This is a genomic window from Serratia nematodiphila DZ0503SBS1 (assembly GCF_000738675.1).
GTDB classification, from domain to species: domain Bacteria; phylum Pseudomonadota; class Gammaproteobacteria; order Enterobacterales; family Enterobacteriaceae; genus Serratia; species Serratia nematodiphila.
Map to the genome: position 1 here is coordinate 730558 of NZ_JPUX01000001.1, position 24697 is coordinate 755254.

At 59.3% G+C, this 24697-nt stretch carries 20 protein-coding genes, 1 tRNA gene and 1 pseudogene; 8 read left to right on the plus strand and 14 right to left on the minus strand.

The genetic code is table 11. The features are described 5' to 3' along the window. Positions 1 to 40: 40 nt before the first annotated feature. From JL05_RS03340 to argF, 8 genes are all read right to left on the minus strand, one after another. Positions 41 to 835 (minus strand): transglutaminase family protein, encoded by a 795-nt coding sequence (locus tag JL05_RS03340; RefSeq protein WP_004933384.1) that lies wholly within the window; start codon positions 833 to 835, stop codon positions 41 to 43. After that, positions 832 to 1758, minus strand: coding sequence for an alpha-E domain-containing protein (locus tag JL05_RS03345; protein ID WP_004933382.1), 927 nt, complete (start codon positions 1756 to 1758; stop codon positions 832 to 834). The genes JL05_RS03340 and JL05_RS03345 overlap by 4 nt, the downstream gene beginning before the upstream one ends. Continuing rightward, positions 1752 to 3188: a circularly permuted type 2 ATP-grasp protein gene (locus JL05_RS03350; RefSeq protein ID WP_015376454.1), complete on the minus strand. Its 1437-nt coding sequence runs from the start codon at positions 3186 to 3188 to the stop codon at positions 1752 to 1754. Before JL05_RS03350 ends, JL05_RS03345 begins: the two co-directional genes overlap by 7 nt. A 260-nt stretch (positions 3189 to 3448) precedes the next feature. Next, positions 3449 to 3835, minus strand: a complete 387-nt coding sequence (gene ridA / locus JL05_RS03355) for a 2-iminobutanoate/2-iminopropanoate deaminase (protein ID WP_015376455.1) — start codon at positions 3833 to 3835, stop codon at positions 3449 to 3451. Positions 3836 to 3933: 98 nt separating this feature from the next. Next, the gene (gene pyrI, locus JL05_RS03360; protein ID WP_004933377.1) at positions 3934 to 4398 is read right to left on the minus strand and encodes an aspartate carbamoyltransferase regulatory subunit; all 465 of its coding nucleotides are present in this window, start codon (positions 4396 to 4398) and stop codon (positions 3934 to 3936) included. Between the two features lie 12 nt (positions 4399 to 4410). Continuing rightward, positions 4411 to 5346 carry an aspartate carbamoyltransferase gene (gene pyrB / locus JL05_RS03365; RefSeq protein WP_019453297.1) on the minus strand — a complete coding sequence of 312 codons (936 nt, stop codon included), beginning with the start codon at positions 5344 to 5346 and terminating at the stop codon, positions 4411 to 4413. A gap of 298 nt (positions 5347 to 5644) precedes the next feature. Further along, positions 5645 to 7213, minus strand: coding sequence for an ABC transporter substrate-binding protein (locus JL05_RS03370; RefSeq protein ID WP_033631657.1), 1569 nt, complete (start codon positions 7211 to 7213; stop codon positions 5645 to 5647). Positions 7214 to 7409: 196 nt separating this feature from the next. Continuing rightward, positions 7410 to 8429: an ornithine carbamoyltransferase gene (gene argF / locus JL05_RS03375; protein WP_033631658.1), complete on the minus strand. Its 1020-nt coding sequence runs from the start codon at positions 8427 to 8429 to the stop codon at positions 7410 to 7412. A gap of 162 nt (positions 8430 to 8591) precedes the next feature. Here argF and rraB point away from each other — a divergent pair, with 162 nt between their 5' ends. Together rraB and miaE are read left to right on the plus strand one after the other, a co-directional pair. Further along, positions 8592 to 9017 carry a ribonuclease E inhibitor RraB gene (gene rraB / locus JL05_RS03380; protein ID WP_004933365.1) on the plus strand — a complete coding sequence of 142 codons (426 nt, stop codon included), beginning with the start codon at positions 8592 to 8594 and terminating at the stop codon, positions 9015 to 9017. A 54-nt stretch (positions 9018 to 9071) separates the two neighbouring features. After that, positions 9072 to 9836: a tRNA isopentenyl-2-thiomethyl-A-37 hydroxylase MiaE gene (gene miaE, locus JL05_RS03385; protein WP_033631659.1), complete on the plus strand. Its 765-nt coding sequence runs from the start codon at positions 9072 to 9074 to the stop codon at positions 9834 to 9836. Positions 9837 to 9851: 15 nt separating this feature from the next. Here the strand turns inward: miaE and JL05_RS03390 are convergent, their stop codons facing one another. The 5 genes from JL05_RS03390 to pepA form a co-directional block, all read right to left on the minus strand. Beyond that, positions 9852 to 11459, minus strand: coding sequence for a GMC family oxidoreductase (locus JL05_RS03390; protein ID WP_033631660.1), 1608 nt, complete (start codon positions 11457 to 11459; stop codon positions 9852 to 9854). 226 nt (positions 11460 to 11685) lie between these two features. Continuing rightward, positions 11686 to 12189, minus strand: a complete 504-nt coding sequence (locus tag JL05_RS03395) for a GNAT family N-acetyltransferase (protein ID WP_033631661.1) — start codon at positions 12187 to 12189, stop codon at positions 11686 to 11688. 199 nt (positions 12190 to 12388) lie between these two features. Next, positions 12389 to 15265 carry a valine--tRNA ligase gene (locus JL05_RS03400; protein WP_033631662.1) on the minus strand — a complete coding sequence of 959 codons (2877 nt, stop codon included), beginning with the start codon at positions 15263 to 15265 and terminating at the stop codon, positions 12389 to 12391. Between the two features lie 12 nt (positions 15266 to 15277). Next, positions 15278 to 15727: a DNA polymerase III subunit chi gene (locus JL05_RS03405; protein WP_033631663.1), complete on the minus strand. Its 450-nt coding sequence runs from the start codon at positions 15725 to 15727 to the stop codon at positions 15278 to 15280. 231 nt (positions 15728 to 15958) lie between these two features. After that, positions 15959 to 17470, minus strand: coding sequence for a leucyl aminopeptidase (gene pepA, locus JL05_RS03410; protein ID WP_004933352.1), 1512 nt, complete (start codon positions 17468 to 17470; stop codon positions 15959 to 15961). 282 nt (positions 17471 to 17752) lie between these two features. Between pepA and lptF the strand changes: the two genes are divergently transcribed. The 6 genes and pseudogenes from lptF to JL05_RS03435 all read left to right on the plus strand — a co-directional run bounded on the left by lptF (position 17753) and on the right by JL05_RS03435 (position 23494). Continuing rightward, positions 17753 to 18847, plus strand: coding sequence for an LPS export ABC transporter permease LptF (lptF, locus tag JL05_RS03415; RefSeq protein ID WP_004933351.1), 1095 nt, complete (start codon positions 17753 to 17755; stop codon positions 18845 to 18847). Next, entirely contained in the window at positions 18847 to 19917 is a 1071-nt protein-coding gene (lptG, locus tag JL05_RS03420; RefSeq protein ID WP_033631664.1) for an LPS export ABC transporter permease LptG, read from the plus strand. Before lptF ends, lptG begins: the two co-directional genes overlap by 1 nt. A 134-nt stretch (positions 19918 to 20051) precedes the next feature. Beyond that, positions 20052 to 20768, plus strand: a complete 717-nt coding sequence (locus JL05_RS03425) for a LuxR family transcriptional regulator (RefSeq protein WP_033631665.1) — start codon at positions 20052 to 20054, stop codon at positions 20766 to 20768. A 1063-nt stretch (positions 20769 to 21831) separates the two neighbouring features. Then, positions 21832 to 21916, plus strand: a tRNA-Leu gene (locus JL05_RS03430). Positions 21917 to 22138: 222 nt separating this feature from the next. After that, a pseudogene (locus tag JL05_RS25720) lies at positions 22139 to 22550 on the plus strand (tyrosine-type recombinase/integrase); the annotation flags it as partial. A 68-nt stretch (positions 22551 to 22618) separates the two neighbouring features. Further along, a complete protein-coding gene (locus JL05_RS03435; RefSeq protein ID WP_015376466.1) occupies positions 22619 to 23494 on the plus strand; it encodes a phosphorothioated DNA-binding restriction endonuclease in 876 nt (291 codons plus the stop codon). A gap of 83 nt (positions 23495 to 23577) precedes the next feature. On the opposite strand, the gene JL05_RS03440 is transcribed toward JL05_RS03435, so the two are convergent. After that, a complete protein-coding gene (locus JL05_RS03440) occupies positions 23578 to 24543 on the minus strand; it encodes a 5'-nucleotidase (RefSeq protein WP_015376467.1) in 966 nt (321 codons plus the stop codon). Between the last annotated feature and the right edge of the window lie 154 nt (positions 24544 to 24697).

The following is a 24697-nucleotide window of genomic DNA, read 5'->3' on the forward strand; positions in this document are numbered from 1 at the left end:
AACGCGCAGCGTGCCCGAAACATTTTCCATCGGCAAGCGGCTACTGGCCGGTTGGCATCATTTGTACGGCGGCGATGGCGCTCATGTCTTCGCAGCCGCCGCCCAACCGCATGCCGCGCACCGGGCAGGCGTCCAGATAATCGATGCCAACCGCCAGCTTAAGGTGCTGATTTGGCATGCGCGTATTGTTGGTCACGTCGAAGCTGTGCCAGCGTTCCTCCACCCACACTTCCGCCCAGGCATGGGTGGCGACATGGGTCGAGTCTTCGCTGTACAGGTACCCGCTGACGTAGCGCGCCGGGATGTTCAGGCTGCGGCAGCAGCTCAGGAAGACATGCGTATGATCCTGACACACGCCGCTGCCGGCGGCGAACGCCTCGGCGGCGCTGTCTGTCACGCGCGTGGAGCCTGGGCTGTAAGGCATCTTCAGCAGCAGCTCGCCCATCAGATGTTCCAGGCCGCTCAGCACCGCCTGCGGTTGATGATAACGCAGGGCGAAGGCCTGAATGGCGTCATCGGGCTGGGTCAGCGGGCTATGGCGCAGAAATACCAGCGGCGACAGATGCCCGAGCGCCCGATCTTCGACGCCGTCTTCAATTTCCACTTCCCCGAGCACCCGAATGGTGATGGCCTGATGCGGTTCATCGAGCGTCAGCACGTGCAGTACGTTGCCGAAGGCGTCGGTGGTGCGCACCGCGTCATCCGGCAACGACAGTTGCCAGGAGAGGATGCGCTGATGCGGCGAATCCTGCGGCGTCAGCCGCAGATATTGGGTGCTGCGCTGCACCGGCTGGGCGTAGCGATAATGGGTGTTGTGCTCAATATTCAGTTTCATTGCGCCTCCAGATAAGTGTGATGGATGCTTTCGGCGATGCCGTTCACCTGGCCGAGAAAGGCGCTCAACCACTCGCCCAGGCCGATCTTGTTCAGATCCTTCATGCTGCTGAAGCGCAGCTCGGCATGCAGGGTGTGCGCCAGACGTCGCGGTTGGTTGGCGCCGCCGCCGATCAGTTCCAATTGCTGCACCATGTCGCCGACGCAGGCCAGCAGTGAACGCGGGATTTCATTGCGCAGAATCATCAGTTCGGCGATGGTCTCGCGGCTCAACGGCTGCTTGTAGATGCTGTGGTAGGCTTCGCGCGCGCTCACCGCCCGCAGCAGCGTGTCCATGCGGTAATATTCGCGCACCGGGTCGCCGTCGATGTCCATCAGCGTGTTCTTCACCTCTAGCAGACGGGCGGTGCCGTCGGCCCGCTCCAGCAGGGTGCCGAGACGGATAAAGCGCATGGCGTCGCTGCGCAGCAGCGTGCCGAACATGGCGCCGCGAAACAGATGGGCGCGCTCCTTCACCCAGTCGAAGAAGGCATCGGCGCCCACCGAGCCGATGCCCTGGCGGCGGATCAGTTTCATCTCTATCCAGGTGGCGTTGATGCACTCCCAGACTTCGGATGACAGGCTGCCGCGCACCGCGTGGGCGTTGTTCCAGCCCATTTGCAGGCAGCTGAAGATGCTGCTGTGGTTGCGGTTGTCGAGCGCGAAGAAACTGACCAGATTGGGCATCGTCAATTCCGGGTAGGCGGCGGCATACAGCTGGCCGGTGCCGGTCAGGTTGAGCGGCACCTGCAGATCCTGATCGCCGCCGTCGCGGATCGGCATCATCGACAGCTTGTTGGTGACGTCCAGCACCCGGGCGATGCTTTCCGCCCGCTCCAGATAGCGGGCCATCCAATAGAGTTCACTGGCGGTGCGGCTCAGCATAGGTCGTCCTCCAATACCCAGGTGTCCTTGGTGCCGCCGCCCTGCGACGAGTTCACCACCAGCGAACCTTCCGCCAACGCCACCCGGGTCAGGCCGCCGGGCACCAGGCGGATCTCCGCGCCGCTGAGGGCGAACGGCCGCAGATCGATATGCCGCGGCGCCAGACCATCGTTGACGAAGGTCGGGCAGGTGGACAGCGCCAGCGTGTTTTGCGCAATGTAATTCTGCGGGCGAGCCAGCAGCAGAGCACGGAAGCGGGCGAGCTCGTCCTTGCTCGCCGTGGGGCCGATCAACATGCCGTAGCCGCCGGCGCCGTGCACCTCTTTCACGACCATCTGTTCGAGGTTGGCCAGCACGTACGACAGTTCGTTTTTATGTCGGCACTGCCAGGTCGGCACGTTGTTGAGGATCGGTTCCTCTTGCAGGTAGAAGCGCACCATATCCGGCACGTAAGGGTAGATCGATTTGTCGTCGGCCACGCCGGTGCCGATGGCGTTGGCCAGCACCACATTGCCGGCGCGATACACCGACAGCAGCCCCGGTACGCCGAGCATCGAGTCCGGCCGAAACGCCAGCGGATCGAGGAAGGCGTCGTCCACCCGACGATAGATCACGTCCACTTTGCACGGCCCGGCGGTGGTGCGCATGAAGACCGCGCCGTCCTTGACGAACAGATCGGCGCTTTCGACCAGCTCCACCCCCATCTGCTGCGCCAGGAAACTGTGCTCAAAATAGGCGCTGTTGAAGCGGCCCGGCGTCAGCACCACCACGGTGGGATCGTTGATGGGCGAGCTTTCGCGCAGCGTTTGCAGCAGGTGCGACGGGTAGCGCTCCACCGGCGCGATGCGTTGCCGGGCGAACAGTTCCGGATACAGACGCATCATCATTTTGCGGTTTTCCAGCATGTAAGAGACGCCGGACGGGGTGCGCAAGTTATCTTCCAGCACGTAGTATTGGCCGTCGCTGTTGCGGACCATGTCCACGCCGACGATATGCGCATAGATATCGCGATGCAGATCAACGCCTTGCATACAGGGTTGATACTGATCGTTGGCCAGCACCTGCTCCGCCGGAATGAGGCCGGCCTTCAGAATATGCTGCTGGTGGTAAATGTCATGCAGGAAGGCATTGAGCGCCTGTACGCGCTGGCGAATGCCGCGATCGAGCATCGCCCATTCGGCGGCCGGAATAATGCGCGGCACGCTGTCGAACGGGATCAACCGCTCGGCGCCGTCATCGTCGCCGTAGACGTTGAAGGTGATGCCCACCCGGTGAAACAGCAGCGCAGCCTCTTCCCGCTTGCGTTGCACGGCCTGGTGATCGGCCTGCTGCAGCCATTGCCAGTAGGCGTCGTAGTGGCCACGGTGTTTTCCCTCAGCCAGAAGCATCTCATCAAAAAACGGTGAAGCGGAAAGATTGATATTCAGCATCGTCACCTCGTCGACATTGCAGGCTGTCAATCAATCGAGCATAAAACGTGCCAAGGCGATAACGGGCGAAAATGGCGCAGAGCGGGGCTGCCGCGATGAAAAACGCCCGTTTGCGGTGCAGGTGCGGCGTAGCGACGCCTTAATATAGGGCGAAATGGCGGCGGCGGTGAGCGCTGAAGGCGCAGGGACGGCAGGCTGTCGGGGCAGAGCAGAAATAAAAACGGCCAGTCTGCACTGGCCGTCATTCGCGTGCGCGTCGATTAACGACGCACGGCGATGGCTTCGATTTCGATCTTCACGTCTTTCGGCAGACGCGCCACTTCCACGCAGGAACGGGCCGGGAACGGCGCGCTGTGCTCGGTGAAGAAGGCTTCGTACGCGGCGTTGACGGTGGCGAAGTCGTTCAGGTCTTTCACGAACACGGTGGTTTTCACGATGTCGGCAACGCTCAGGCCGGCGGCTTCGACGATCGCTTTGACGTTTTCCAGCGACTGGCGCGCCTGAGCGGCGACGTCGTCGGCGACGGCGCCGGTTTTCGGATCGACCGGGATCTGGCCGGAAGTGATGATCATGCTGCCCAGATCAACGCCCTGCACGTAAGGACCAATGGCTGCCGGGGCGAGTTCAGTGCTGATGTTACGTGACATGTTTTCTCCTGATAAACGAGGATTGTTCTATCCAGAAATCCCATTATAGGGCGTCACCGGGAGAATAACAGCGCCATCTCCCGGCACCCATACCGGGCTTAGTCGGCCTGCAGCACCACCTGGTGCTCGAACTCTTTTTCGCAGTAGCGGCACTTCAGGTGCACTTCGCCGCCGCGCGATTTGACGCTGAAGCTCGACGCCACCGGCTCGCTGCGGCTGATGCAGTTGCCATTCGGGCAGGTCAGCACCCCGTCGATGTGGTCCGGCAGGCTAAGGGTCAGCTTGCGCACCACTTCATAGTTGTCGATGCGGTTCACCGTGGCCTTCGGCGCGTACATCGCCAGCTGGTTGGCCTGCTGCTCGGTCAGGAAGGTGTTCTCGATCTTGATCAGATCCTTGCGGCCCAGCTCGTTGGAAGGCAGGTTCAGGCCGATGGTGATGCGCTGGTCGGTGGCGGTCAGCTTGAACAGCGTCAGCAGTTTGAAACCGATCTGCGCCGGAATGTGGTCGATCACCGTGCCGCATTTGATCGCTTCGACCTGCAGTTTGTTGTCATGAGTCATGGCGGTTCCCCCTTAAAGAGCCAAATCTGCGTTGAGCACCAGCGCCAGCAGCGCCTGGCGGGCGAAGATGCCGTTGCCCGCCTGCTGGAAGTAGTAAGCGTGCGGCGTTTTATCCACGTCGGTGGCGATCTCGTCGATGCGCGGCAGCGGGTGCAGCACCTTGAGGTTGGCGCGCGCGCCGGCCAGATCCGCGGCGCGCAGCACGAACTGCGCCTTCACGTTGGCGTACTCGGACGGATCGAGGCGCTCTTTCTGCACCCGGGTCATGTAGAGAATATCCAGCTCCGGCACCACTTCTTCAATGCTGCCGTGCAGGCTGTACTCGATGCCTTTCTCGTCCAGCATTTTCAGGATGTAGGCCGGCATCGCCAGCGCGTCCGGGGCGATGAAGTAGAAGCGGTTGCCTTCGAACTTGGCCAGCGCCTGAGTGAGCGAGTGCACGGTGCGGCCGTACTTCAGATCGCCGACCATGGCGATGCTGAGGTTGCTCAGGCGGCCCTGGGTTTCCTGGATGGTGAACAGATCCAGCAGGGTTTGGGTCGGGTGCTGGTTGGCGCCGTCGCCGGCGTTGAGCACCGGCACGTTGCCGGAGAACTCTGAAGCCATGCGCGCCGCGCCTTCCTGCGGGTGGCGCATCACGATGGCGTCCACGTAGGTGCTGATCACCGAGATGGTGTCGGCCAGGGTTTCGCCTTTCTTGCCGAGCGAGGTGTTGCTGCCGTCGGCGAAACCGACCACCGAGGCGCCGAGGCGGTGCATCGAGGTTTCGAACGACAGGCGGGTACGGGTCGAGGCTTCAAAGAAGCAGCTGGCGATCACCTTGTGTTTCAACAGCTCCGGCTGCGGGTTGGCTTTCAGACCGGCGGCGGTGCGCAGCACCAGCTCCAGATCCTCGCGGCTGAGATCGTTAATAGAGATGATGTGTTTGTGATACAGCGGGTTGGCCATTTTTCACTCCTCCTCGACGCGTGCCCGTGGCGCGGGACTTTGGGATATTCTCAAGGCAAAAAAAAGCCCCTCAATGAGGGGCTTGAAACGATCGGTTTAGCAACAGGAGAAACAACGGCAGCTGGCCGCCGATAGGCAGTCGGTTTTGTCGATTGCGGCTAACAAAACAAACGTCGTTTTTCATGCTTTCTCCTGGCAAATTGTGGCGCATTATACTCGCGCTTTTCGCCACTGCAAGCGTTAAAACGCCGTTTTTTGCCGCCCCGCAATCGATTGGCCGGCGATGGCCGCCCGCCGGCTATTTGCTGACGCGATCGTAGTAGACCATGTCGGCGTTCAGCCCTTGTTGATAGCCTTTGACGTTGTCGCGCAGCACCACTTCGGTTTTGGCTTGATCGATAAACACGTACGGCGAACTGCGCTGCAGCTCCTGCTGCATGGCGGTGTACAGCGCGCGGCGCTTGGCCGGATCGGCTTCGGACAGCGCCGCCAGCGTCTGCTTATTCAACTGCGGGATCTGCCAGCCGTTCAGCCCGGCCACCGTGCTGCTCTTGCCGTCGTTGTAGGCGAAGGCGCTGGCGTTGGAGTGGGCGTCGAAGTAATCCGGGATCCACAGGCGGATCGCCGCCTGATGCTGCCTGGCGCGCACGCGGGAGTAAACCTGGCTGCCCGCGGCCGGCAGCAGCTCGATCTTCACGCCGGCGGCGGCGAAGCTGCCCTGCAGCGCCTGCGCGATGGTGATGAACGGCGGTTTGTTCTCTACGTCCAGCGTAAAGGCGGCGTGGGTAATCCCCGCCTTGGCCAGGATGGCTTTCGCCTTGGCCGGATCGTAGCTGAACGGGTTGGTCTCCAGCGCGCCCGGCAGCCCGACCGGCAGGAAGCTCTGGTGCACGAAGTATTGTCCCTTCAGCAGATCCTTCGTGATGCCTTGATAATCCACCAGGTAGCGCGCCGCTTCCCAGAAGGCCGGGTTGCTCAGCAGCGGATTGGCGCCGTTGCCGGTGTTGAACACCAGGTAGTTTTGCTCGGCGGACGGGATCTCCAGCACCTTGACGCCGGGCTGATTCTTCAGCGTGTCGGTCTGGTCGGCGCCCAGTTCGCGGGCGATATCGGCGTCGCCCTGCTGGAGCAGCAGGCGGCGGGTAGCCGGGTCCGGCACGTTTTTAATGATGATGTTTTTCAGCTGCGGCTTGTCGCCCTGCGTGGTGGGATTGGCGTCCAGCACGATCGCCTGATGCGGCTGATAGACGCGCATCTTGAACGGGCCGCTGCCGGCGGAGTGCATCTTCAGCCAGGCGTTGCCGAAGTCGCCGTCTTTGACGTTGGCCAGCGCCGCTTTGCTGTCGACGATCGAGGCGATCGGCGTCGAGAGGATATTCAGCGCCACCGCCGGGCTGACGTCCGCCGTCCAGCGCAGCTGCACGGTATGTTCGTCGATCTTCTTGAGCTGCGCGTCGATGTTGTCCGGCTGCCAACCGAGCACGTTGAGGATGAACGCCGGCGATTTGTTCATCTTGACCGCGCGGCTGTAGGAGAAGATCACGTCGTCGGCGGTCAGCGGGTTGCCGGAGGCGAACGCCGCCTGCGGCCGCAGTTTCACCGTCAGCGTTTTGGCCGCCGCATCGCTTTGCCAGCTTTCCGCCAGCACCGGCGCCACCTTGGCCGGATCGTCGCGATCCGCCTGCACCAGCCGCTGATACAGGCTGGGCACCGTCTGGATGCTGGAGAGTTCGTTGGCTTCCGCCGGATCGAGGCTGACGATGTCATCCAGCGATTGCACCACCACCAGCGTATTCGGCGGCGTGGCGGCTAACGCGGCGGCGGGCAGGGCGGCGAGCAGGAACAGCGGCAAGAGTTTGGCTTTCATCGGTGTATATCCCCTGAAGGCGCCGCAGGGCGGCGCTGAGAACGGTTTGTTATCGTTGGTTTTTACGGCGCGGGCGCCGTCGGCCTGTCACGGTAGAACCTTTACCGGTGGTGGGCAAAGGTCAATGCGCTATTTGATATTCCAGGAATATATTAGCCGCCCTGGCCGGGGGCGCCAGGGCGGTGGAGGAGGATTGTCAGAGGGTTTCGCTCAGCGTGGCGACCAGCACCGCCTTGATGGTATGCAGCCGGTTTTCCGCCTGATCGAACACCACGCTGTGCGCCGACTCGAACACCTCGTCGGTCACTTCCATGCCGCCGTGCAGATCGTACTGCTGCGCCATCTGCTTGCCGAGCGTGGTTTGGTCGTCGTGGAACGCCGGCAGGCAGTGCAGGAACTTCACGTTTGGGTTGCCGGTCAGCTTCAGCATCGCCATGTTGACCTGATACGGCCGCAGCAGCGCGATACGCTCCTGCCAGGTCTCTTTCGGTTCGCCCATCGACACCCACACGTCGGTGTAGAGGAAGTCGGCGTCTTGCACCCCTTCGGCGATGTCTTCTGTCAGGGTGAGTTTCGCGCCGGTTTGTTGCGCCAGCGCCTGGCACTCGGCCACCAGCTTCGGCTGCGGCCAGCAGGCCTTCGGCGCCACCAGCCGCAGATCCATGCCCGCCAGCGCGGCGGCTTCCAGCAGCGTGTTGCCCATGTTGTTGCGCGCGTCGCCGACGTACGCCAGTTTCACCTCGCTCAGCGCCTTGCCCGGCAGGTGTTCCTGCACGGTGAGCAGATCCGCCAGCAGCTGAGTAGGGTGGAACTCGTCGGTCAGGCCGTTCCACACCGGCACGCCGGCGTGCTGCGCCAGGGTTTCCACCAGCGCCTGGCCGTAACCGCGATACTGAATACCGTCGTACAGGCGGCCCAGCACCCGGGCGGTGTCTTTCATCGACTCTTTATGGCCGATCTGGCTGCCGCTCGGGCCGAGATAGGTCACCTGCGCGCCCTGATCGAATGCGGCAACTTCGAAAGAGCATCGCGTGCGGGTCGAGTCTTTTTCGAAGATGAGCGCAATGTTTTTGCCCTGCAGCCGGCGCTGTTCCCGCCCCTGCTTTTTGGCCTGCTTCAGATCGGCCGCCAGCTTCAGCAGCGCCTGCAGTTCGGCGGGGGTGAAATCCATTAACCTCAGAAAGTGACGTTGGTAGAACGCATTGCCGGTGCTCATAGTCCGATTCCCTGATTGCTTAATTGAATTAAAATTCACTTTATATGTATGAATATTCAATTTCAACCCCGACGAGGAAATCTTTCACGTTTATCGTGGAAGCAACGTCGGCGGTGTGTGAAAATAGAAGGAATGAAGGCCATTTGACTTGAGGATATAGGCATGGCAAACCGCGAATTGCTGGAAGAACAACGTGAAGAGACCCGCCTGATCATCGAAGAGCTGCTGGAAGACGGCAGCGATCCGGACGCGCTCTACACCATCGAGCACCATCTGTCCGCCGAGAAATTTGAGGTTCTGGAGCAGGCCGCCGTTGAAGCCTTCAAGCTGGGCTACGAAGTGACCGACGCCGAAGAGCTGGAAGTGGAAGACGGTTCGCTGGTGATGTGCTGCGACGTGATCAGCGAAGTCGGCCTGAACGCCGAACTGATCGACGCCCAGGTTGAGCAGCTGGTGGCGCTGGCGGAACGCTGCGGCGTCAACTACGACGGCTGGGGCACCTACTTCGAAGATCCGAACGGTGAAGACGGTGAGGATGACGAAGACGGCGACTACATCGACGAAGACGACGACGGCAAACGCCACTAATTCCTTTCCGATTAATGCCTGTGGGCTGGCTTTCGCCGGCCCCTGATAAACGCCATGACATACCAATCCCTGTTAGCCCCGATTTTAAGCTTCCTGCACTGTGAAACCCCCGACGCCTGGGTCGACGCCGCGCGCCGTCCGGAAAACCTGCAGCTGTTGCTGACCGACCATCTGGTGTGCGAGCTGAAAGCCGCGCAGACCGGCATGTGGCTGATCCGCCGTTACGTGGCGGACAAAGAGAGCGGCGACGCGCTGTTGGCGCTGCTGCGGCCCTACGAGGCGTTTCTGCACGAAGCGCAGGGCGCGCCCGACACGCTGTTCCGCCAGGGCCAGTTCACCCGCAAGATCCTGCCGAAAAACGGCTCGGCCTACGGCCAGGATCTGGCGGATCGCATGGTGCTGTTGATCAAGGAAGAGCTGCATCACTTCTCGCAGGTGCTGGAGATCATGCAGGCGCGCGGGATCCCGTATCGCAAGATCACCGCCAGCCGCTACGCCAAGGGCATGATCCGCGAGATCCGCACCCACGATCCGGCGACGTTGATCGACAAACTGATCTGTGGCGCCTACATCGAAGCGCGATCCTGCGAACGCTTCGCCAAGCTGGCGCCGCACCTGGACGATGAGCTGAACCGCTTTTACGTCTCGCTGCTGCGATCCGAAGCGCGTCACTATCAGGACTACCTGACATTGGCCGAGCAGATCGCCGGCGGCGACATCAGCGAACGGGTGGCGCATTTCGGCCGCCTCGAAGCTGAACTGATCCTGTCGCCGGACAGTGAGCTGCGCTTCCACAGCGGCGTGCCCGCCGCCGCCTGAGGTTGAGGCGCGCCCTTACTGCGGCGCGCCCAGCAACAGATCCACCGCCTTTTCCGCCAGCATGATGGTCGGCGCATTGGTGTTGCCGCTGGTGAGCTGCGGCATCACCGAGCAGTCGATCACCCGCAGCTGTTCAAAACCGTGCACCCGCAGCTGCGGATCGGTCACCGCCTCCTGGGGCGAGGGCCCCATGCGGCAGCTGCCCACCGGGTGATACACCGTCTTGCAGAAGTTGCGCACGAACTCCTCCAGCTGCGCTTCGTCGCGCGTCCACTCCGGCTGCGGCATCAGCAGATCTTTGATCAGCGGCTTCAGCGCCGCGGTTTGCAGGAAATCCAGACCGAACTTCACCGCGCGCACGCTGCCGGCCAGATCGTCCGGGTGGCCGAGGTAGTTGGCGTGCAGCTTGACCGGATCGCGCGGGTTGCTGCTGCGCAGCAGCACTTCGCCGCGCGCCTTCGGCTGCAGGTAACCGACCTTGAGCGTGAAGCCGTGAATGTTCGGCAGCGGCTCGCCGGGCACGTCGTCCCAGCTGTCCAGCAGCGGCAGGAAGTGGATCTGCACGTCCGGCCGGCCGTCGCCCTGGCTGTCGGTGAAGGCGGCGCCTTCCAGCACGTTGGACGAGAGCACCCCGCTGCGAAACGCCAGCCACTGCGCGCCGTGGCTCAGCGCCTGCAGGCCGCGATCGGCGCCGAACAGGCTGATCGGCTCGCGGGTGCTGACGTTGATCGACATGTGCAGATGGTCGTGGAAGTTTTTGCCCACCGGCAGATCCGCCCGCACCTCGATGCCCAGCTGCTGCAGGTGGTCACGCGGGCCGATGCCGGACAGCATCAGCAGCTTCGGCGAACCGACCGCGCCGGCGCTGACGATCACCTCTTTGGTGGCGCGGGCGGTGACTTCCGCGCCGCCATTCTGGCTGTAGACCACGCCGGTGGCGACGTTGCCCTCGAAGGTCAGCCGGTGCGCCAGGGCGTTCAGTTTCACCACCAGCCGCCGTTCGTCGCGCACCGCCTTCAGGTAGGTGCGGGCGGTGCTGGCGCGCTCGCCGTTGTGGGTGGTGGTTTGGTAGAAACCGACGCCGTGCTGGCTGTCGCCGTTGAAGTCGTTGCGATAGGGCAGGTTCAGCTCCTGGCCGGCGCGGATAAACGCCATGCTGAGCGGATGGCGGTAGCGGTTTTCGCTGACCGGCAGCAGCCCGTCGGCGCCGTGGTAGTCGTCCGACAGGCTTTCGTTGGCCTCGGCGCGTTTGAAGTAGGGCAGCACCTCGCGGTAGCTCCAGCCGGCGCAGCCGTAGCGCTCGGCCCAGTCGTCGTAATCCTGCGGCTGGCCGCGCAGGTAGATCATGCCGTTGACCGAACTGCTGCCGCCCAGCACCTTGCCCTGCGCGATCTGCATGCGGCGGTTATTGGCGTGCGGTTCCGGCTCCGTTTCATAGGGCCAGCTTTTTTTGGCGATGATCTTGGCCACCCCGGCCGGCATCTTGATGAACAGGTTATTGTCGTCGCCGCCGGCTTCCAGCAGCAGCACCCGCGCCTGGGTGCGGCGGATCAGCTGCGCCGCCAGCACGCAGCCGGCGGAACCGGCGCCGACGATGATGTAATCAAAGGTATTTTCCGACATGACAGCTCTCCGTGCGCGATTGGGATACTGGCAGAGTAACGCGGGGGAAAAGGCGGTCAATTTGCGATCGTTAATTTATTAACGAACTTCACATTAAATTTACATCGTGGTTTTTAGCGTCAGTTTATCTGCTTGAAAAACGGCGTTATAGCGAGTTTTACTGATTGATTGCGATATTAATAAAAAGGCGCAGCAGGCTGCGCCCTGATGAAGAGGCGGGGGAGGATTACAGCGTTTTCAGCATGGTGACTTCACAATCGACATGGCCGGTGGCGCCCATCGCGTGGTCGATGTGTTCGAAGCCCAGATGTTCGTACAGCGCGACGGCCTGCGTCAGGCTGGCGGTGGTCTCGAGGTAACAACAGCGGAAGCCGTGCTGGCGGGCGAAATCCAGCGCCTGCAGCGCCAGGCGTTTCGCCAATCCCTTGCCGCGCAACACCGGCAGGAAATACATCTTCTGCAATTCGCAAATATCGTCTGCGCCGCCCTGCAGCGGCGCGATGCCGCCGCCGCCGGCGACCTGGCCGTCCACCTCGATCACCCAGTAAGCGCTGCGCGGCAGGCTGTAGAGCTGATACAGGGTGTCCAGATTGGGATCGGAGACGGTATAGCCTTTATCCGCCGTCAGGCCGTGCTCGGCGGAGACTTCGCGAATGACGTGAGCAATGGCGGCATTGTCTTCCGCCGTGATGGGGCGCACCAGCAGGCGCGCCGGGGTTGCTGTTGTCATGTTTACACTCGCCATTGAAAGAGACCACGTTCGTTTTTCGTTTTTATCGCAGCGCGAAACGCGCCGGGGGTTATTTCCCGGCGGCGTCCCTGCAGCAGTAATATCTTGTAATAACATCTAACCCGGCCCGGATGCAACGGCGATAAAAAAACAGCGGGGAAGACCCCGCTGTTTTCAGGCGTTGGCGTGAGCCGGTGGATTACAGCGCGGCGATGGTCGCCTGCTGTTCCTGCAGCTTCACTTTGCCTTCTTTGCAGGCCGCCAGACGATCGCGTTCTTTGGCCACCACTGCTTCCGGCGCGCGCGCCACGAAGCCTTCGTTCGCCAGCTTGCCTTCGATCGAAGCGATTTCCGCATCCAGCTTGCCCATCTCTTTGGCCAGACGCGCGATCTCGGCGTCCTTGTCGATGAAACCGGCCATCGGGATCAGCAGCTCGGCGCCGTCCACCAGCTTGGTGACGGAGACCGGGCCTTTCTCACCGGCCGGCAGCAGCGCGATGGATCCCAGGCGCGCCAGGCGGGCGATAAAGCTTTGGTTCTCCTGCACGCGGCGCTGGGCGTCGGCGCTGCAGTTGCGCAGCAGCACGTCGAGCGCTTTGCTTGGCGCGATGTTCATCTCGGCGCGGATGTTGCGCACGGCGATGATGGTTTGCTTGATCCACTCCAGATCGTTCAGCGCCTGCTCGTCTTCCAGCGCGGCGTCATAAGCCGGGAACGGCTGCAGCATGATGGTGTCTGCGGTCGTGCCGGTCAGCGGCTTCACGCGCTGCCAGATGGTTTCAGTGATGAACGGAATGATCGGGTGCGCCAGGCGCAGCAGCGCTTCCAGCACGGTGATCAGCGTGTGGCGGGTGCCGCGCTGTTCCGCTTCGCTGCCGTTGCTCACGACAGGCTTGGTCAGCTCCAGATACCAGTCGCAGAACTGGTTCCAGGTGAATTCGTACAGGATGTTGGCCGCCAGATCGAAGCGGTAGGTATCCAGCGCTTCGCGGTAGGCTTTCACCGTGCGGTTGAATTCGGCCAGGATCCAGCGATCCGCCAGCGACAGCACTTTCTCGCCGCCGTTGAAGCCGCAGTCGTGCGCTTCGGTGTTCATCAGCACGAAGCGGCTGGCGTTCCACAGCTTGTTACAGAAGTTGCGGTAGCCTTCCAGGCGCTTCATGTCCCAGTTGATGTCGCGGCCGGTCGAGGCCAGCGCCGCCAGGGTGAAGCGCAGGGCGTCGGTGCCGTGCGGCTCGATGCCGTTCGGGAACTGCTTCTCGGTGCGCTTGCGGATCTTCTCCGCCAGCTGCGGCTGCATCATGTTGCCGGTGCGTTTTTCCAGCAGATCTTCCAGCGAGATGCCGTCGACCATGTCCAGCGGATCGATCACGTTGCCTTTCGACTTGGACATCTTCTGGCCTTCGTCGTCGCGGATAAGACCGGTCATGTAGACGGTCTTGAACGGCACCTGCGGCTTGCCGTTTTCATCCTTGATGAAGTGCATGGTCAGCATGATCATGCGCGCGATCCAGAAGAAGATGATGTCGAAGCCGCTGACCATCACGCTGGTCGGGTGGAAGGTTTTCAGCGCCTCGGTCTGCTCCGGCCAGCCCAGGGTGGAGAAGGTCCACAGGCCGGACGAGAACCAGGTGTCCAGCACGTCTTCGTCCTGGGTCAGCGCCACGTCGGCGCCCAGGTTGTTCTCGCTGCGCACTTCTTCTTCGCTGCGGCCTACGTAGACTTTGCCGTTCACGTCGTACCAGGCCGGGATGCGGTGGCCCCACCATAGCTGACGAGAGATGCACCAGTCCTGGATGTCGCGCATCCAGCTGAAGTACATGTTTTCGTACTGCTTCGGCACGAACTCGATTTGGCCCTGTTCGACCGCTTCCACCGCCACTTTGGCCAGCGGCGCGGTGCGCACGTACCATTGGTCGGTCAGCATCGGCTCGATCACCACGCCGCCGCGGTCGCCGTAAGGCACCGTCAGGTCGTGTGGTTTGATCTCGTCCAGCAGGCCCAGATTTTCGAAGGCGGCAACCACCGCTTTACGCGCTGCGAAGCGCTCCAGGCCACGGAACTCGGCCGGGATCTCGCTGCAGTAGTCGGTGCAGACTTCGCCCAGGGTGTTGAACACTTCCGCTTCCTGACGGATGTCGCCGTCGAAGGTCAGAATGTTGATCATCGGCAGGCCGTGGCGCTTGCCGACTTCGTAGTCGTTGAAATCGTGCGCCGGGGTGATCTTCACGCAGCCGGTGCCTTTTTCCATATCGGCGTGTTCGTCGCCGACGATGCGGATGCGGCGGCCGACCAGCGGCAGAATGATCTCTTTGCCGATCAGGTCCTTATAACGCGGATCTTCCGGGTTGACCGCCACGCCGGTATCGCCCAGCACGGTTTCCGGACGGGTGGTGGCGACCACCAGGTAGTCTTTGCCCTCGGCGGTTTTCGCGCCGTCGGCCAGCGGGTAGCGCAGGTGCCACATGGAACCTTTGGATTCGCGGTTTTCCACTTCCAGATCGGAGATGGCGGTGCGCAGCTTCGGATCCCAGTTCACCAGGCGCTTGCCGCGGTAGATCAGATCTTCTTTGTGCAGACGGACAAACACTTCGCGCACCGCGTTCGACAGGCCTTCGTCCATGGTGAAGCGCTCGCGCTCCCAGTCCACGGAGTTGCCCAGACGGCGCATCTGGCGGGTGATGGTGCCGCCGGATTCCGCTTTCCACTGCCAGATCTTGTCGATGAACGCGTCACGGCCGTAGTCGTGGCGGGTTTTGCCTTCTTCTGCGGCGATCTTGCGCTCCACCACCATCTGGGTGGCGATGCCGGCGTGGTCGGTGCCCGCCTGCCACAGGGTGTTTTTACCCTGCATGCGCTGATAGCGAATCATGGTGTCCATGATGGTCTGCTGGAACGCGTGGCCCATGTGCAGGCTGCCGGTGACGTTCGGCGGCGGGATCATGATGCAGAAGCTTTCCTGGCTGGTATCGCCGTTCGGCTTGAAGTAACCCTGATTCTCCCAGTGATCGTACAGCTTCTGTTCGATCTGTTTTGGGTCGTATGCGGTATCGAGCTGACTGTTTGTCTTTTCCATTCTTTATCGTATTCAGTGAGTTGGCGGCGTAGCCGTGGTCAAATGGAAGCCGACGCTGCGATAGGCCTTGTAACGGTCGCGCGCCAACTGTTTCAGAGTGTCTTCGTAAGGAACGAAGTCTACCACTTCATGGAAAGCGGTAGCAAAATCGGCAAACTGCGGCAGCAGGGCGATCAGCAGATCGCGCGGGGCGTTGCCGCGCTTGCCGGGCCAGCACAGTTCCACCGGCGCGCCGTAGTGCGGCCCTTCGCCGGCCAGGTTGTGCGGCACGAATTCATGCGGCTCGCGCTGCCACAGCGCTTCGTCCAGCCGCTGGGCCTGCTCCTGGCTCTCGCAGGCGATCAGCACCCGCTTGCCGGAACGGAAGCCGTTGGCGGCAACGGCGCAGGCCACGGCCTCATGGGCGCTGAGCGCGCCTGACGGTTCCGCGTTGTCGAGCAAATAAAACGTCGCCTGTTTCATTAAGGATCCACCGCTGCCGATAAAAAAACAGGGCACAACATGTAGGTTGCGCCCTTTTTGGGAACGGAGCAGATAACTCTACCCCTTCGCTGCTGAGAGGATTATATACCCAATAGATTTCAAGTTGCAGCTAGGCGGCAAGTTCGTTCATCCCCAGGAGCTGACATCAAGTCAGTGACTGGGGTGAACGAATGCGGCCAACAACGCTGCGGCTTGAAAGATGAAGGGTATTTAATCGTCGCCGTTCAGGCCTGCACGGTTCAGTAAGAACTGCGACAGCAGCGCCACCGGGCGGCCGGTCGCACCCTTGGCTTTACCGGAGCGCCAGGCGGTGCCGGCGATATCCAGGTGCGCCCAGGTGTACTTGCGGGTGAAGCGCGACAGGAAGCAGGCAGCGGTGATGGCGCCGCCAGGGCGGCCACCGATGTTCGCCATGTCGGCGAAGTTGGAGTCCAGCTGCTCGTAGTACTCGTCGGCCATCGGCAGGCGCCAGGCGCGGTCGCCGGCCTGCTCGGAAGCGCCCAGCAGCTCGTGCGCCAGCGGGTTGTGGTTCGACATCAGGCCGGTGATATGGTGGCCCAGGGCGATCACGCAGGCGCCGGTCAGGGTGGCGATGTCGATCACCAGCTCCGGCTCGAAGCGCTCGACGTAGGTCAGGGTGTCGCACAGCACCAGGCGGCCTTCGGCGTCGGTGTTGAGCACCTCGACGGTCTGGCCGGACATGGTGGTCAGCACGTCGCCCGGACGGTACGCCCGGCCGCCCGGCATGTTTTCACAGCCGGCCAGCACGCCGATCACATTCAGCGGCAGGTTCAGCTCCGCCACCACGCGCATCACGCCGTACACGGTCGCCGCGCCGCACATGTCATATTTCATCTCGTCCATGCCGTCGGCCGGTTTGATCGAGATGCCGCCGGAGTCGAAGGTCAGCCCTTTGCCTACCAGCACGATCGGCTTAGCGTCCGGATTTGGGTTGCCCTTATATTCCATCACCGACATCAATGATTCGTTCTGCGAACCGGCGCCGACCGCCAGGTAGGCGTTCATGCCCAGCTCTTTCATCTGCTGTTCGCCGATGACGCGGGTGGTGATGTTGGTGCTGAAGGCGTCCGCCAGTTGGCGGGCCTGCGAGGCCAGGTAGCCGGCGTTACAGATGTTCGGCGGCATGTTGCCGAGATCTTTGGCCGCCTTGATGCCGGAAGCCACCGCCAGGCCGTGCTGAATCGCGCGCTCGCCGCTGGTGAGCTCACGGCGGGTCGGCACGTTGAACACCATTTTGCGCAGCGGACGACGCGGCTCCACCTTGTTGCTTTTCAGCTGATCGAAGGTGTAGAGCGTCTCTTTGGCGGTTTCCACCGCCTGACGCACTTTCCAGTAGGTGTTGCGGCCTTTCACGTGCAGTTCGGTCAGGAAGCAGACCGCTTCCATTGAGCCGGTGTCGTTGAGGGTATTGATGGTTTTCTGGATCACCTGCTTGTATTGGCGCTCATCGAGCTCGCGCTCTTTGCCGCAGCCGATCAGCAGGATGCGCTCGGAGAGAATGTTGGGCACATGGTGCAGTAGCAGCGTCTGCCCGACCTTGCCTTCCAGTTCGCCACGGCGCAGCAATGCGCTGATATAACCATCACTGATTTTGTCGAGTTGTTCTGCGATAGGGGACAGGCGGCGCGGTTCGAAAACGCCGACTACAATACAGGCACTGCGCTGTTTTTCCGGGCTACCGCTTTTTACACTGAACTCCATGCACTCTCCTGAATCTTAAAGACAAAGGCGGACGCTACGGCTAGAATAATCGACTCCGTAACGATCTCCCGCCATTTGAGTTAACGGATTATGTTAACCTGAACGGCGTAAATTGCTCTGTTTTGGCGACTATAAGCAAGTTCCTATAGGACACCCAAACGGCTTGATGTTGTAATACTATTTTAGCTGTGAAGGTTGCCATATGATGAGAATAAATGGCGGATTAGCGATGAAATTATCGATTTTCCTGCAAAAAGACAAGTTTTCACAGGCGTAATAAGCGTGATCATCATAAGATATCTGGTACGGGAAACGCTCAAGAGCCAAATCGCCATCCTGTTCATCCTGCTTCTGATCTTCTTTTGTCAGAACCTGGTCAGGGTGTTGGGCGACGCGGTGGACGGCAATATCCCGACAAACTTAGTACTCTCTCTGCTCGCTCTGGGCGTGCCGAAGATGGCGCAGCTCATCCTGCCTTTGAGCCTGTTTCTCGGCTTGCTGATGACGCTTGGGCGGTTGTATACCGAGAGCGAAATCACCGTCATGCATGCCTGCGGGCTGGGCAAACGCACCCTGATTATCGCCGCCATGATCCTGGCGCTGTTCACCTCTGCGGTCGCGGCGGTGAACGTGTTTTGGGCCGGCCCCTGGGCCTCGCGCTATCAGGACGTGGTGGTGAACGAAGCCAAGGCCAACCCGAGCATCGCCGGGCTGGCGGAAGGGCAGTTCAAACCCTCGCAGGACGGCAACGCGGTGCTGTTTATCGGCAACGTGAAGGGCAGCACCTTTAACGACGTGTTCCTGGCGCAGCTGCGGCCGAACGGCAACCAACGCCCGTCGGTGGTGGTGGCCGAGCACGGCAACATCGTGCAGCAGAAAGACGGCTCGCAGGTGGTGACGCTCGACAAGGGCACGCGTTTTGAAGGCACCGCGCTGCTGCGCGACTTCCGCATTACCGACTTCACCGACTACAAGGCGGTGATTGGCCACCGTACCGTGGCGGCGGACAACACCGAATCCGAACAGATGTCGATGCAGACGCTGTGGGAATCCGACGATCCGGACGCGCGCGCCGAGTTCCACTGGCGCCTGACGCTGGTGGTGTCGGTGGCGCTGATGGCGCTGCTGGTGGTGCCGCTCAGCGTGGTGAACCCGCGCCAGGGCCGCGTGCTGAGCATGCTGCCGGCCATCCTGCTGTATCTGATCTTCTTCCTGCTGCAGACCTCGCTGCGCTCCAACGCCGGCAAGGGCAAGCTGGATCCGATGCTGTGGCTGTGGCTGGTTAACGGCGTTTACTTCGCGATCGCGCTGGCGCTGAACCTGTGGGATACCGTGCCGATGCGCAAGCTGCGCGCACGCCTGAGAGGAGCGGCCTGATGTTTGGCGTATTAGACCGGTATATCGGTAAAACGATTTTCAACACCATCATCATGACGCTGTTCATGCTGGTGTCGCTGTCCGGCATCATCAAGTTCGTCGATCAGCTGCGCAAGGTCGGCCAGGGCGAATACACCGCGCTGAGCGCCGGCATGTATACCCTGCTGAGCGTGCCGAAAGACATCGAGATCTTCTTCCCGATGGCGGCGCTGCTCGGCGCGCTGCTCGGCCTGGGCCAACTGGCGACGCGCAGCGAACTGGTGGTGATGCAGGCTTCCGGCTTCACCCGCCTGCAGATCGCCGGCTCGGTGATGAAAACTGCCATTCCGCTGGTGCTGCTGACCATGGCGATCGGCGAGTGGGTGGCGCCGCAGGGCGAGCAGATGGCGCGCAACTACCGCGCCCAGCAGATGTACGGCGGCTCGCTGCTCTCCACCAAGAGCGGGCTGTGGGCGAAGGATGGCAACGACTTCATCTACATCGAGCGCGTCTCCGGCGACAAAGAACTCTCCGGCGTGAACATCTACCACTTCAACGATCAGCGTCGCCTGGAAACGGTGCGCTATGCCGCTACCGCCAGCTTCGAGAACGGCCTGTGGCAGCTTTCGCAGGTGGACACCTCGGATCTGACCAACCCGAAACAGGTGACCGGCACCCAGACGCTGACCGGCGAATGGAAAACCAACCTGACCCCGGACAAACTGGGCGTGGTGGCGCTGGATCCGGATTCGCTCTCCATCAGCGGGCTGCACAACTACGTGAAGTACCTGAAGCAGAGCGGCCAGGAAGCCAACCGTTACCAGCTCAACATGTGGAGCAAAATCTTCTCGCCGCTGTCGGTGGCGGTGATGATGCTGATGGCGCTGTCGTTCATCTTCGGCCCGCTGCGCAGCGTGCCGATGGGCATCCGCGTGGTGACCGGCATCAGCTTCGGCTTCCTGTTCTACGTGCTGGATCAGATTTTCGGCCCGCTGAGCCTGGTGTACAGCATGCCGCCGGTACTGGGCGCGCTGCTGCCGAGCATGCTGTTCCTGCTGATCAGCGTGTATATGCTGCTCAAACGCAGGTAGCGGGGCGATCGGTAGTGAAGAAAGGCGTGGCCGCGGGGCCGCGCCTTTTTTGTTGGTGCGGCATGCCCCCGCCTGCGGTTTTTGTCGCGTTATAGTCACTTCACGGCAAAGCAGGGAGAAGGAGCAGGCAGCCAATGGAAGACGAATATAATCTCAGCAACATTATCGGCAAGCGCCTCGAAGCTGCACTAGGGGAGTTGGGCGATCTCCTGTGGGCGTATGTGGTGTTATCCAAAAAAGACATTGCCTGCATCTTTGGCGTTACCAACTACCCGAGTGAATGGGTAAAAAAGTATCAAGAGCAGGGGTTGCAGTACATTGATCCGGTGGTGCTTACCGCCCGCAACCGCCTGACCCCGTTCGCCTGGGACGAGCAAATCATGGCGGACGCAGGGCTGCACTTTCCCGAACTGTTCGAACAGGCTCGCGAGTTCGGTGTGACGCACGGCTATACCTTCGTGCTGCACGATTACAACGACAATCTCGTCACGCTTTCCTTTGCCTTCAATGCGGAACAGAAAATGGCAGCCATCCAGGCGCTCACCGAACGTAAAGGCGATATTTCGGTATTGCTGGCCTCGCTGCATGAGTCGTATCTGGCGCTGGCCCCACTGACAGCAAAAAACGCCGCAGCCCTGGAGAGAAACGCCCGCTTTACCGACAGGGAAAACGAAATCCTCTATTGGGCCAGCGTGGGTAAAACCTACCAGGAAACGGCGATAATCCTCGGCATAAAGACCGGCACCATCAAGTTTCATATGTCCAACGTCGTCAAAAAGTTGGGGGGCACGAATGCCCGACATGCCGTGCGCCTGGGGATGGAGCTGCGGCTGATTAAACCGGTGGAGTGACGGGCTAGTTAGCCCGTGGAATACTGAGGCAACGACTGCGCAGAACTCATCAGCCGGGATACGTCTAAAGAGAGAAAATACCGGCTGGCGAGCAGCGTCTTTCGAATCGGGAAATGACGGGCGTTAAATCGGTATTGATTTGGCACTGAGGCGATTAACGTAAAGGCAGCAATAACGTATCGGCCCCGAACTCTGCGATATGAAATAATCACCAGACTGAACTTATAAAGGTCTAGTAAGGGACTGTACTTTAGTCTAACTAGTTTCTCATCCTTTGAAGCGATACACTTTCCCGGTAATGTTTTGATAAAAAATACAAAAAAAAACCTGACCCCGTAGGGCCAGGTTGCCAATATTGGCCAACACCAGGGAAAATTTTCTTGCACCATCTTAAAGCTATTAACTCCGCAGAGGCAAGCGATCTCAGCTGCTTTTTAAGCATTAACCAGCCATTTTGTTAGGTATGTACGCTATTTTCTGGTGATTTAAGATAACGTCCATCCAACGTGAATAACCTCTATCTTTTGATAGCCTCGTTTCGATTTTTATTTCCCGCCTGATATTCAGCAATGAAAAAATATTGTTCCTGGAATGTTACGCAACCTCATTCTTTATTGTCTGACACATGGGTATGCAATTATTTGCAGCATTGTCATTGCCGCTGGGGATTATTTTATTTTTGATAGGGGCTGAGTGAGACAGTGGGGATGGGGCGGGTTGCGTGGCGTACTCCTGAACGTATCTCGCTAGCGCGGTGAGCGGTTCTGGCTAGTGGGTGTGAGTGATGTACGGCACATGAATCATCATTGCTCTGTGCGACGAGGCTGGAATCGGATGGTATTGCGTGAGTGTGGCGCCTGATCCTGGATGCTCGTTGCAACAGCCTGTGGATGTAGCATGTTCATCACCAACGTGGTTGGGAAGGGCGCGCAGCGGTAAGGCGGGGCGGACAAACGTGTGTTGCGGCGGTTTTTTCGACACTTAACTCATTGAACAACGGATAAGTGTTGCGTGCTGGTCGCGGGAAGGTATAATTCACCCGTTTTCCGCATACTACTTCAGTGCCGAAGTGGCGAAATCGGTAGACGCAGTTGATTCAAAATCAACCGTAGAGATACGTGCCGGTTCGAGTCCGGCCTTCGGCACCATTAAGTACCGCGCGAACAAGAAGCCACCGAGAGGTGGTTTTTTTGTGTCTGGAATTCAGTATCTGCAAGGCTTCCCTCGCCTTTTCACTCAACCTAAGTCAATTCTGACTCAATCTGCATCAACTTACTGGTGCGGGGACAACTGGAGGCATATCCCGGTTCGATAATGTTTGTACCAACGGGGGACATAAGCATGGCGTTAACAGAGATCAAAGTCTGTATAAGGCCATAGAAATGTCTGAACGTCTTGAAGTTGCAGCCTGGCTTCAACAGCGTGCCACAGCTATTATGCGTTATATAGTGCAGAGCGGACTGGTTGATTATAATCCTGCGCAGAAGAGGATAGGGGCAGTTGCTTCTGGAAATAGACAATGTCGTCCGGCTTTGGAGCTAAAGTACATCCCTGAGTTATTAAAGAAAATAAATGGTTATACTGGTAGACCACTTACCGCTGGGCTGCGTAACTCACTCTACTTATCTTTATTCGTTCCAGTGAGCTGCGCTTGGCTCGCTGGTCAGGGATAGATTTTGAAACGTCAATGTGGGTGACCCCTTCTGAACGAGAGCCTATGTCTGGCGTGAGACATTCTCACCGGGATCAAAAATTCGTACACCTCATCTGGTGCCGCTTTCATAATGCCTTGAATGTACATATAGTTGCGAGCATCATCGCAAACATATGCTCATGGATTCTTCAATGCAATGACCTCTGACAAAACCCTAAAGCAAGCGATATCAAATATTACTATCTGGCGCAAAGGCAAACAGCGTGCGCCACATAAGCCATTATTGCTGCTGCACGTCCTCTCACACTATCGGCAGGGTCATGAGCGTCTGTTTAACTATAGTTCTGAAATCTACGAGCCTCTGATGGATCTTCTGGAACGTTATGGACCGCAGCGTCGTGACCAGCGCCCGGACATGCCATTCTGGCGTCTGAAGGGCGATGGCTTCTGGGAACTACAAAACGCGGAACTGTGCTCAACCAATGGTAGTCGCCAGCCGCCCCGTCGTGAACTCATCGAATATAATGTCGCGGGTGGATTTGATGCCGATAGTTTTGCGTTGGTGGCAAAAAATCACAGGTTAATTGATACGCTGGCGCAGCAGCTCCTGGAGGCGCATTTCCCGGCCAGTATTCAGGAAGACATCGCTGATGAGATGGGGTTTGATATTCGCACCTCTCTCCGTCAACGCGATCCGAAGTTCCGTCAAATGGTGCTACGTGCTTACAATTATCAGTGCGCGATCTGCGGCTTCAACATGCGCCACGACAATGCGCCAATTGCCCTGGAAGCTGCTCATATCAGATGGAAGCAGAACCATGGCCCTTGTGAAGTACCTAATGGCCTGGCATTGTGCGCCATCCATCATAAAGCGTTTGATCGTGGTTCGATTGGTTTGGATGAAAATATGCGTGTGATGGTTTCCGGCGCGGTAAATGGTGGCGGGGTGGTGCAGCGGCTGTTCTGGGATTTTGCGGGAAAGGCGATTACGTTGCCACCGATTAAAGAAAATTATCCTGGCGAGCGGTTTGTGGAATGGCATAGGAAAGAGGTGTTCAGAGGTGAGCATTGATCTGAGGTAGGGCAGTTATTTTGCATGTGGTATACAAACCATTCAGCCTTGATGATGACTAAATGGTTTGTCGGCAGCGATAATTACGATGCTTTACGTTCTGCAAGTTCGGAGCTACTGGCATAAGGGACTTTTCCAGAAGGTACAACCTTTGCCGCTGCGATCAAATGCACATCCTGATCGTCAAAGAAAATGTGTGGCTTAAACGCCTTTAGAACTTTTGTTTTCTCTACACCGCCCAGAAAAAAAGCCTCATCGACATAAACTCCCCAGCTTCTGAGCGTTTTAATGACGCGCATTTCCGAAGGGCTGTTTCTGGCCGTCACTAGTGCAATACGGACGGGAGAATACTCAACGCGGGTTGGCAGTCGTTCCTGAAGCTTAGCTATTTTTTTTAACAGAGTGGCATATGGCCCTTCTTCCATAGGAATATCCTGCTGTGCATCCTCCAGAGCGTGAAAAGCGGCCATTCCTTGAGTCTTATAAACCAGTTCACTTTGATCTGAAAAAAGGACTGCATCACCGTCAAAAGCAATGCGCACTTGCCCCTCCGGGATATCGGAGGCGTCGGAAGGCGGATCTTTCAGGATTGCAGCAGCGCAGAATCGGGAATCAATCACCTTTTGCGCATCTTCAACGTTAGTTGTTAAAAATAGATCCACATCAAATGCATCAAGGTAATCGGCAACGGTTTCGCCTGCCGTAAAGGCAGAACGCGTGATATCGAGCCTGTCATGGCGGATAGTATTCAAAACGCGGATACCCGTATCAGGGCTGTTACGCGACATCACAACAACCTCAACCAACGGCGATTTATCATCCGGCTGGCGGTACCGGTTCAGACCCAGCAACGCTTTGACTAAGGGGTAGCCTGTTCCGGGCTGTAAAGGCTGGTTTTCGTGTTCCAGCATGTAGGCGCGGTACTTCTCAATGGCACTATCAGGATCGGTCGCATAGGTTTCCCGAAACATACGATCGGATTCGCTCATGTCGAAAAGCGCAGTTGCGCTGATGCCAATAACTAAAGTGTTACTTAAATCTAAAGGCATGGTTACTTTCCTAAACAATTATCGTGTAAGGGCAGTATATATCCTCAGCAGCAATGATGAGCAGGTTTCTTGGATGCAAACCGGGAGAAAAGGGTTACGCTGTTTTACTACGAAAAAATCAACCGTGGTAATGACATGTGAATTGTTTGCCATA

What these genes read in the sequence shown, in the direction of transcription:
- JL05_RS03340 (WP_004933384.1), bottom strand. Translation starts at nt 835, where the DNA reads ATGAAACTGAATATTGAGCACAACACCCATTATCGCTACGCCCAGCCG.
- JL05_RS03345 (WP_004933382.1), bottom strand. Translation starts at nt 1,758, where the DNA reads ATGCTGAGCCGCACCGCCAGTGAACTCTATTGGATGGCCCGCTATCTG.
- JL05_RS03350 (WP_015376454.1), bottom strand. Translation starts at nt 3,188, where the DNA reads ATGCTGAATATCAATCTTTCCGCTTCACCGTTTTTTGATGAGATGCTT.
- ridA (WP_015376455.1), bottom strand. Translation starts at nt 3,835, where the DNA reads ATGTCACGTAACATCAGCACTGAACTCGCCCCGGCAGCCATTGGTCCT.
- pyrI (WP_004933377.1), bottom strand. Translation starts at nt 4,398, where the DNA reads ATGACTCATGACAACAAACTGCAGGTCGAAGCGATCAAATGCGGCACG.
- pyrB (WP_019453297.1), bottom strand. Translation starts at nt 5,346, where the DNA reads ATGGCCAACCCGCTGTATCACAAACACATCATCTCTATTAACGATCTC.
- JL05_RS03370 (WP_033631657.1), bottom strand. Translation starts at nt 7,213, where the DNA reads ATGAAAGCCAAACTCTTGCCGCTGTTCCTGCTCGCCGCCCTGCCCGCC.
- argF (WP_033631658.1), bottom strand. Translation starts at nt 8,429, where the DNA reads ATGAGCACCGGCAATGCGTTCTACCAACGTCACTTTCTGAGGTTAATG.
- rraB (WP_004933365.1), top strand. Translation starts at nt 8,592, where the DNA reads ATGGCAAACCGCGAATTGCTGGAAGAACAACGTGAAGAGACCCGCCTG.
- miaE (WP_033631659.1), top strand. Translation starts at nt 9,072, where the DNA reads ATGACATACCAATCCCTGTTAGCCCCGATTTTAAGCTTCCTGCACTGT.
- JL05_RS03390 (WP_033631660.1), bottom strand. Translation starts at nt 11,459, where the DNA reads ATGTCGGAAAATACCTTTGATTACATCATCGTCGGCGCCGGTTCCGCC.
- JL05_RS03395 (WP_033631661.1), bottom strand. Translation starts at nt 12,189, where the DNA reads ATGACAACAGCAACCCCGGCGCGCCTGCTGGTGCGCCCCATCACGGCG.
- JL05_RS03400 (WP_033631662.1), bottom strand. Translation starts at nt 15,265, where the DNA reads ATGGAAAAGACAAACAGTCAGCTCGATACCGCATACGACCCAAAACAG.
- JL05_RS03405 (WP_033631663.1), bottom strand. Translation starts at nt 15,727, where the DNA reads ATGAAACAGGCGACGTTTTATTTGCTCGACAACGCGGAACCGTCAGGC.
- pepA (WP_004933352.1), bottom strand. Translation starts at nt 17,470, where the DNA reads ATGGAGTTCAGTGTAAAAAGCGGTAGCCCGGAAAAACAGCGCAGTGCC.
- lptG (WP_033631664.1), top strand. Translation starts at nt 18,847, where the DNA reads ATGTTTGGCGTATTAGACCGGTATATCGGTAAAACGATTTTCAACACC.
- JL05_RS03425 (WP_033631665.1), top strand. Translation starts at nt 20,052, where the DNA reads ATGGAAGACGAATATAATCTCAGCAACATTATCGGCAAGCGCCTCGAA.
- JL05_RS03435 (WP_015376466.1), top strand. Translation starts at nt 22,619, where the DNA reads ATGACCTCTGACAAAACCCTAAAGCAAGCGATATCAAATATTACTATC.
- JL05_RS03440 (WP_015376467.1), bottom strand. Translation starts at nt 24,543, where the DNA reads ATGCCTTTAGATTTAAGTAACACTTTAGTTATTGGCATCAGCGCAACT.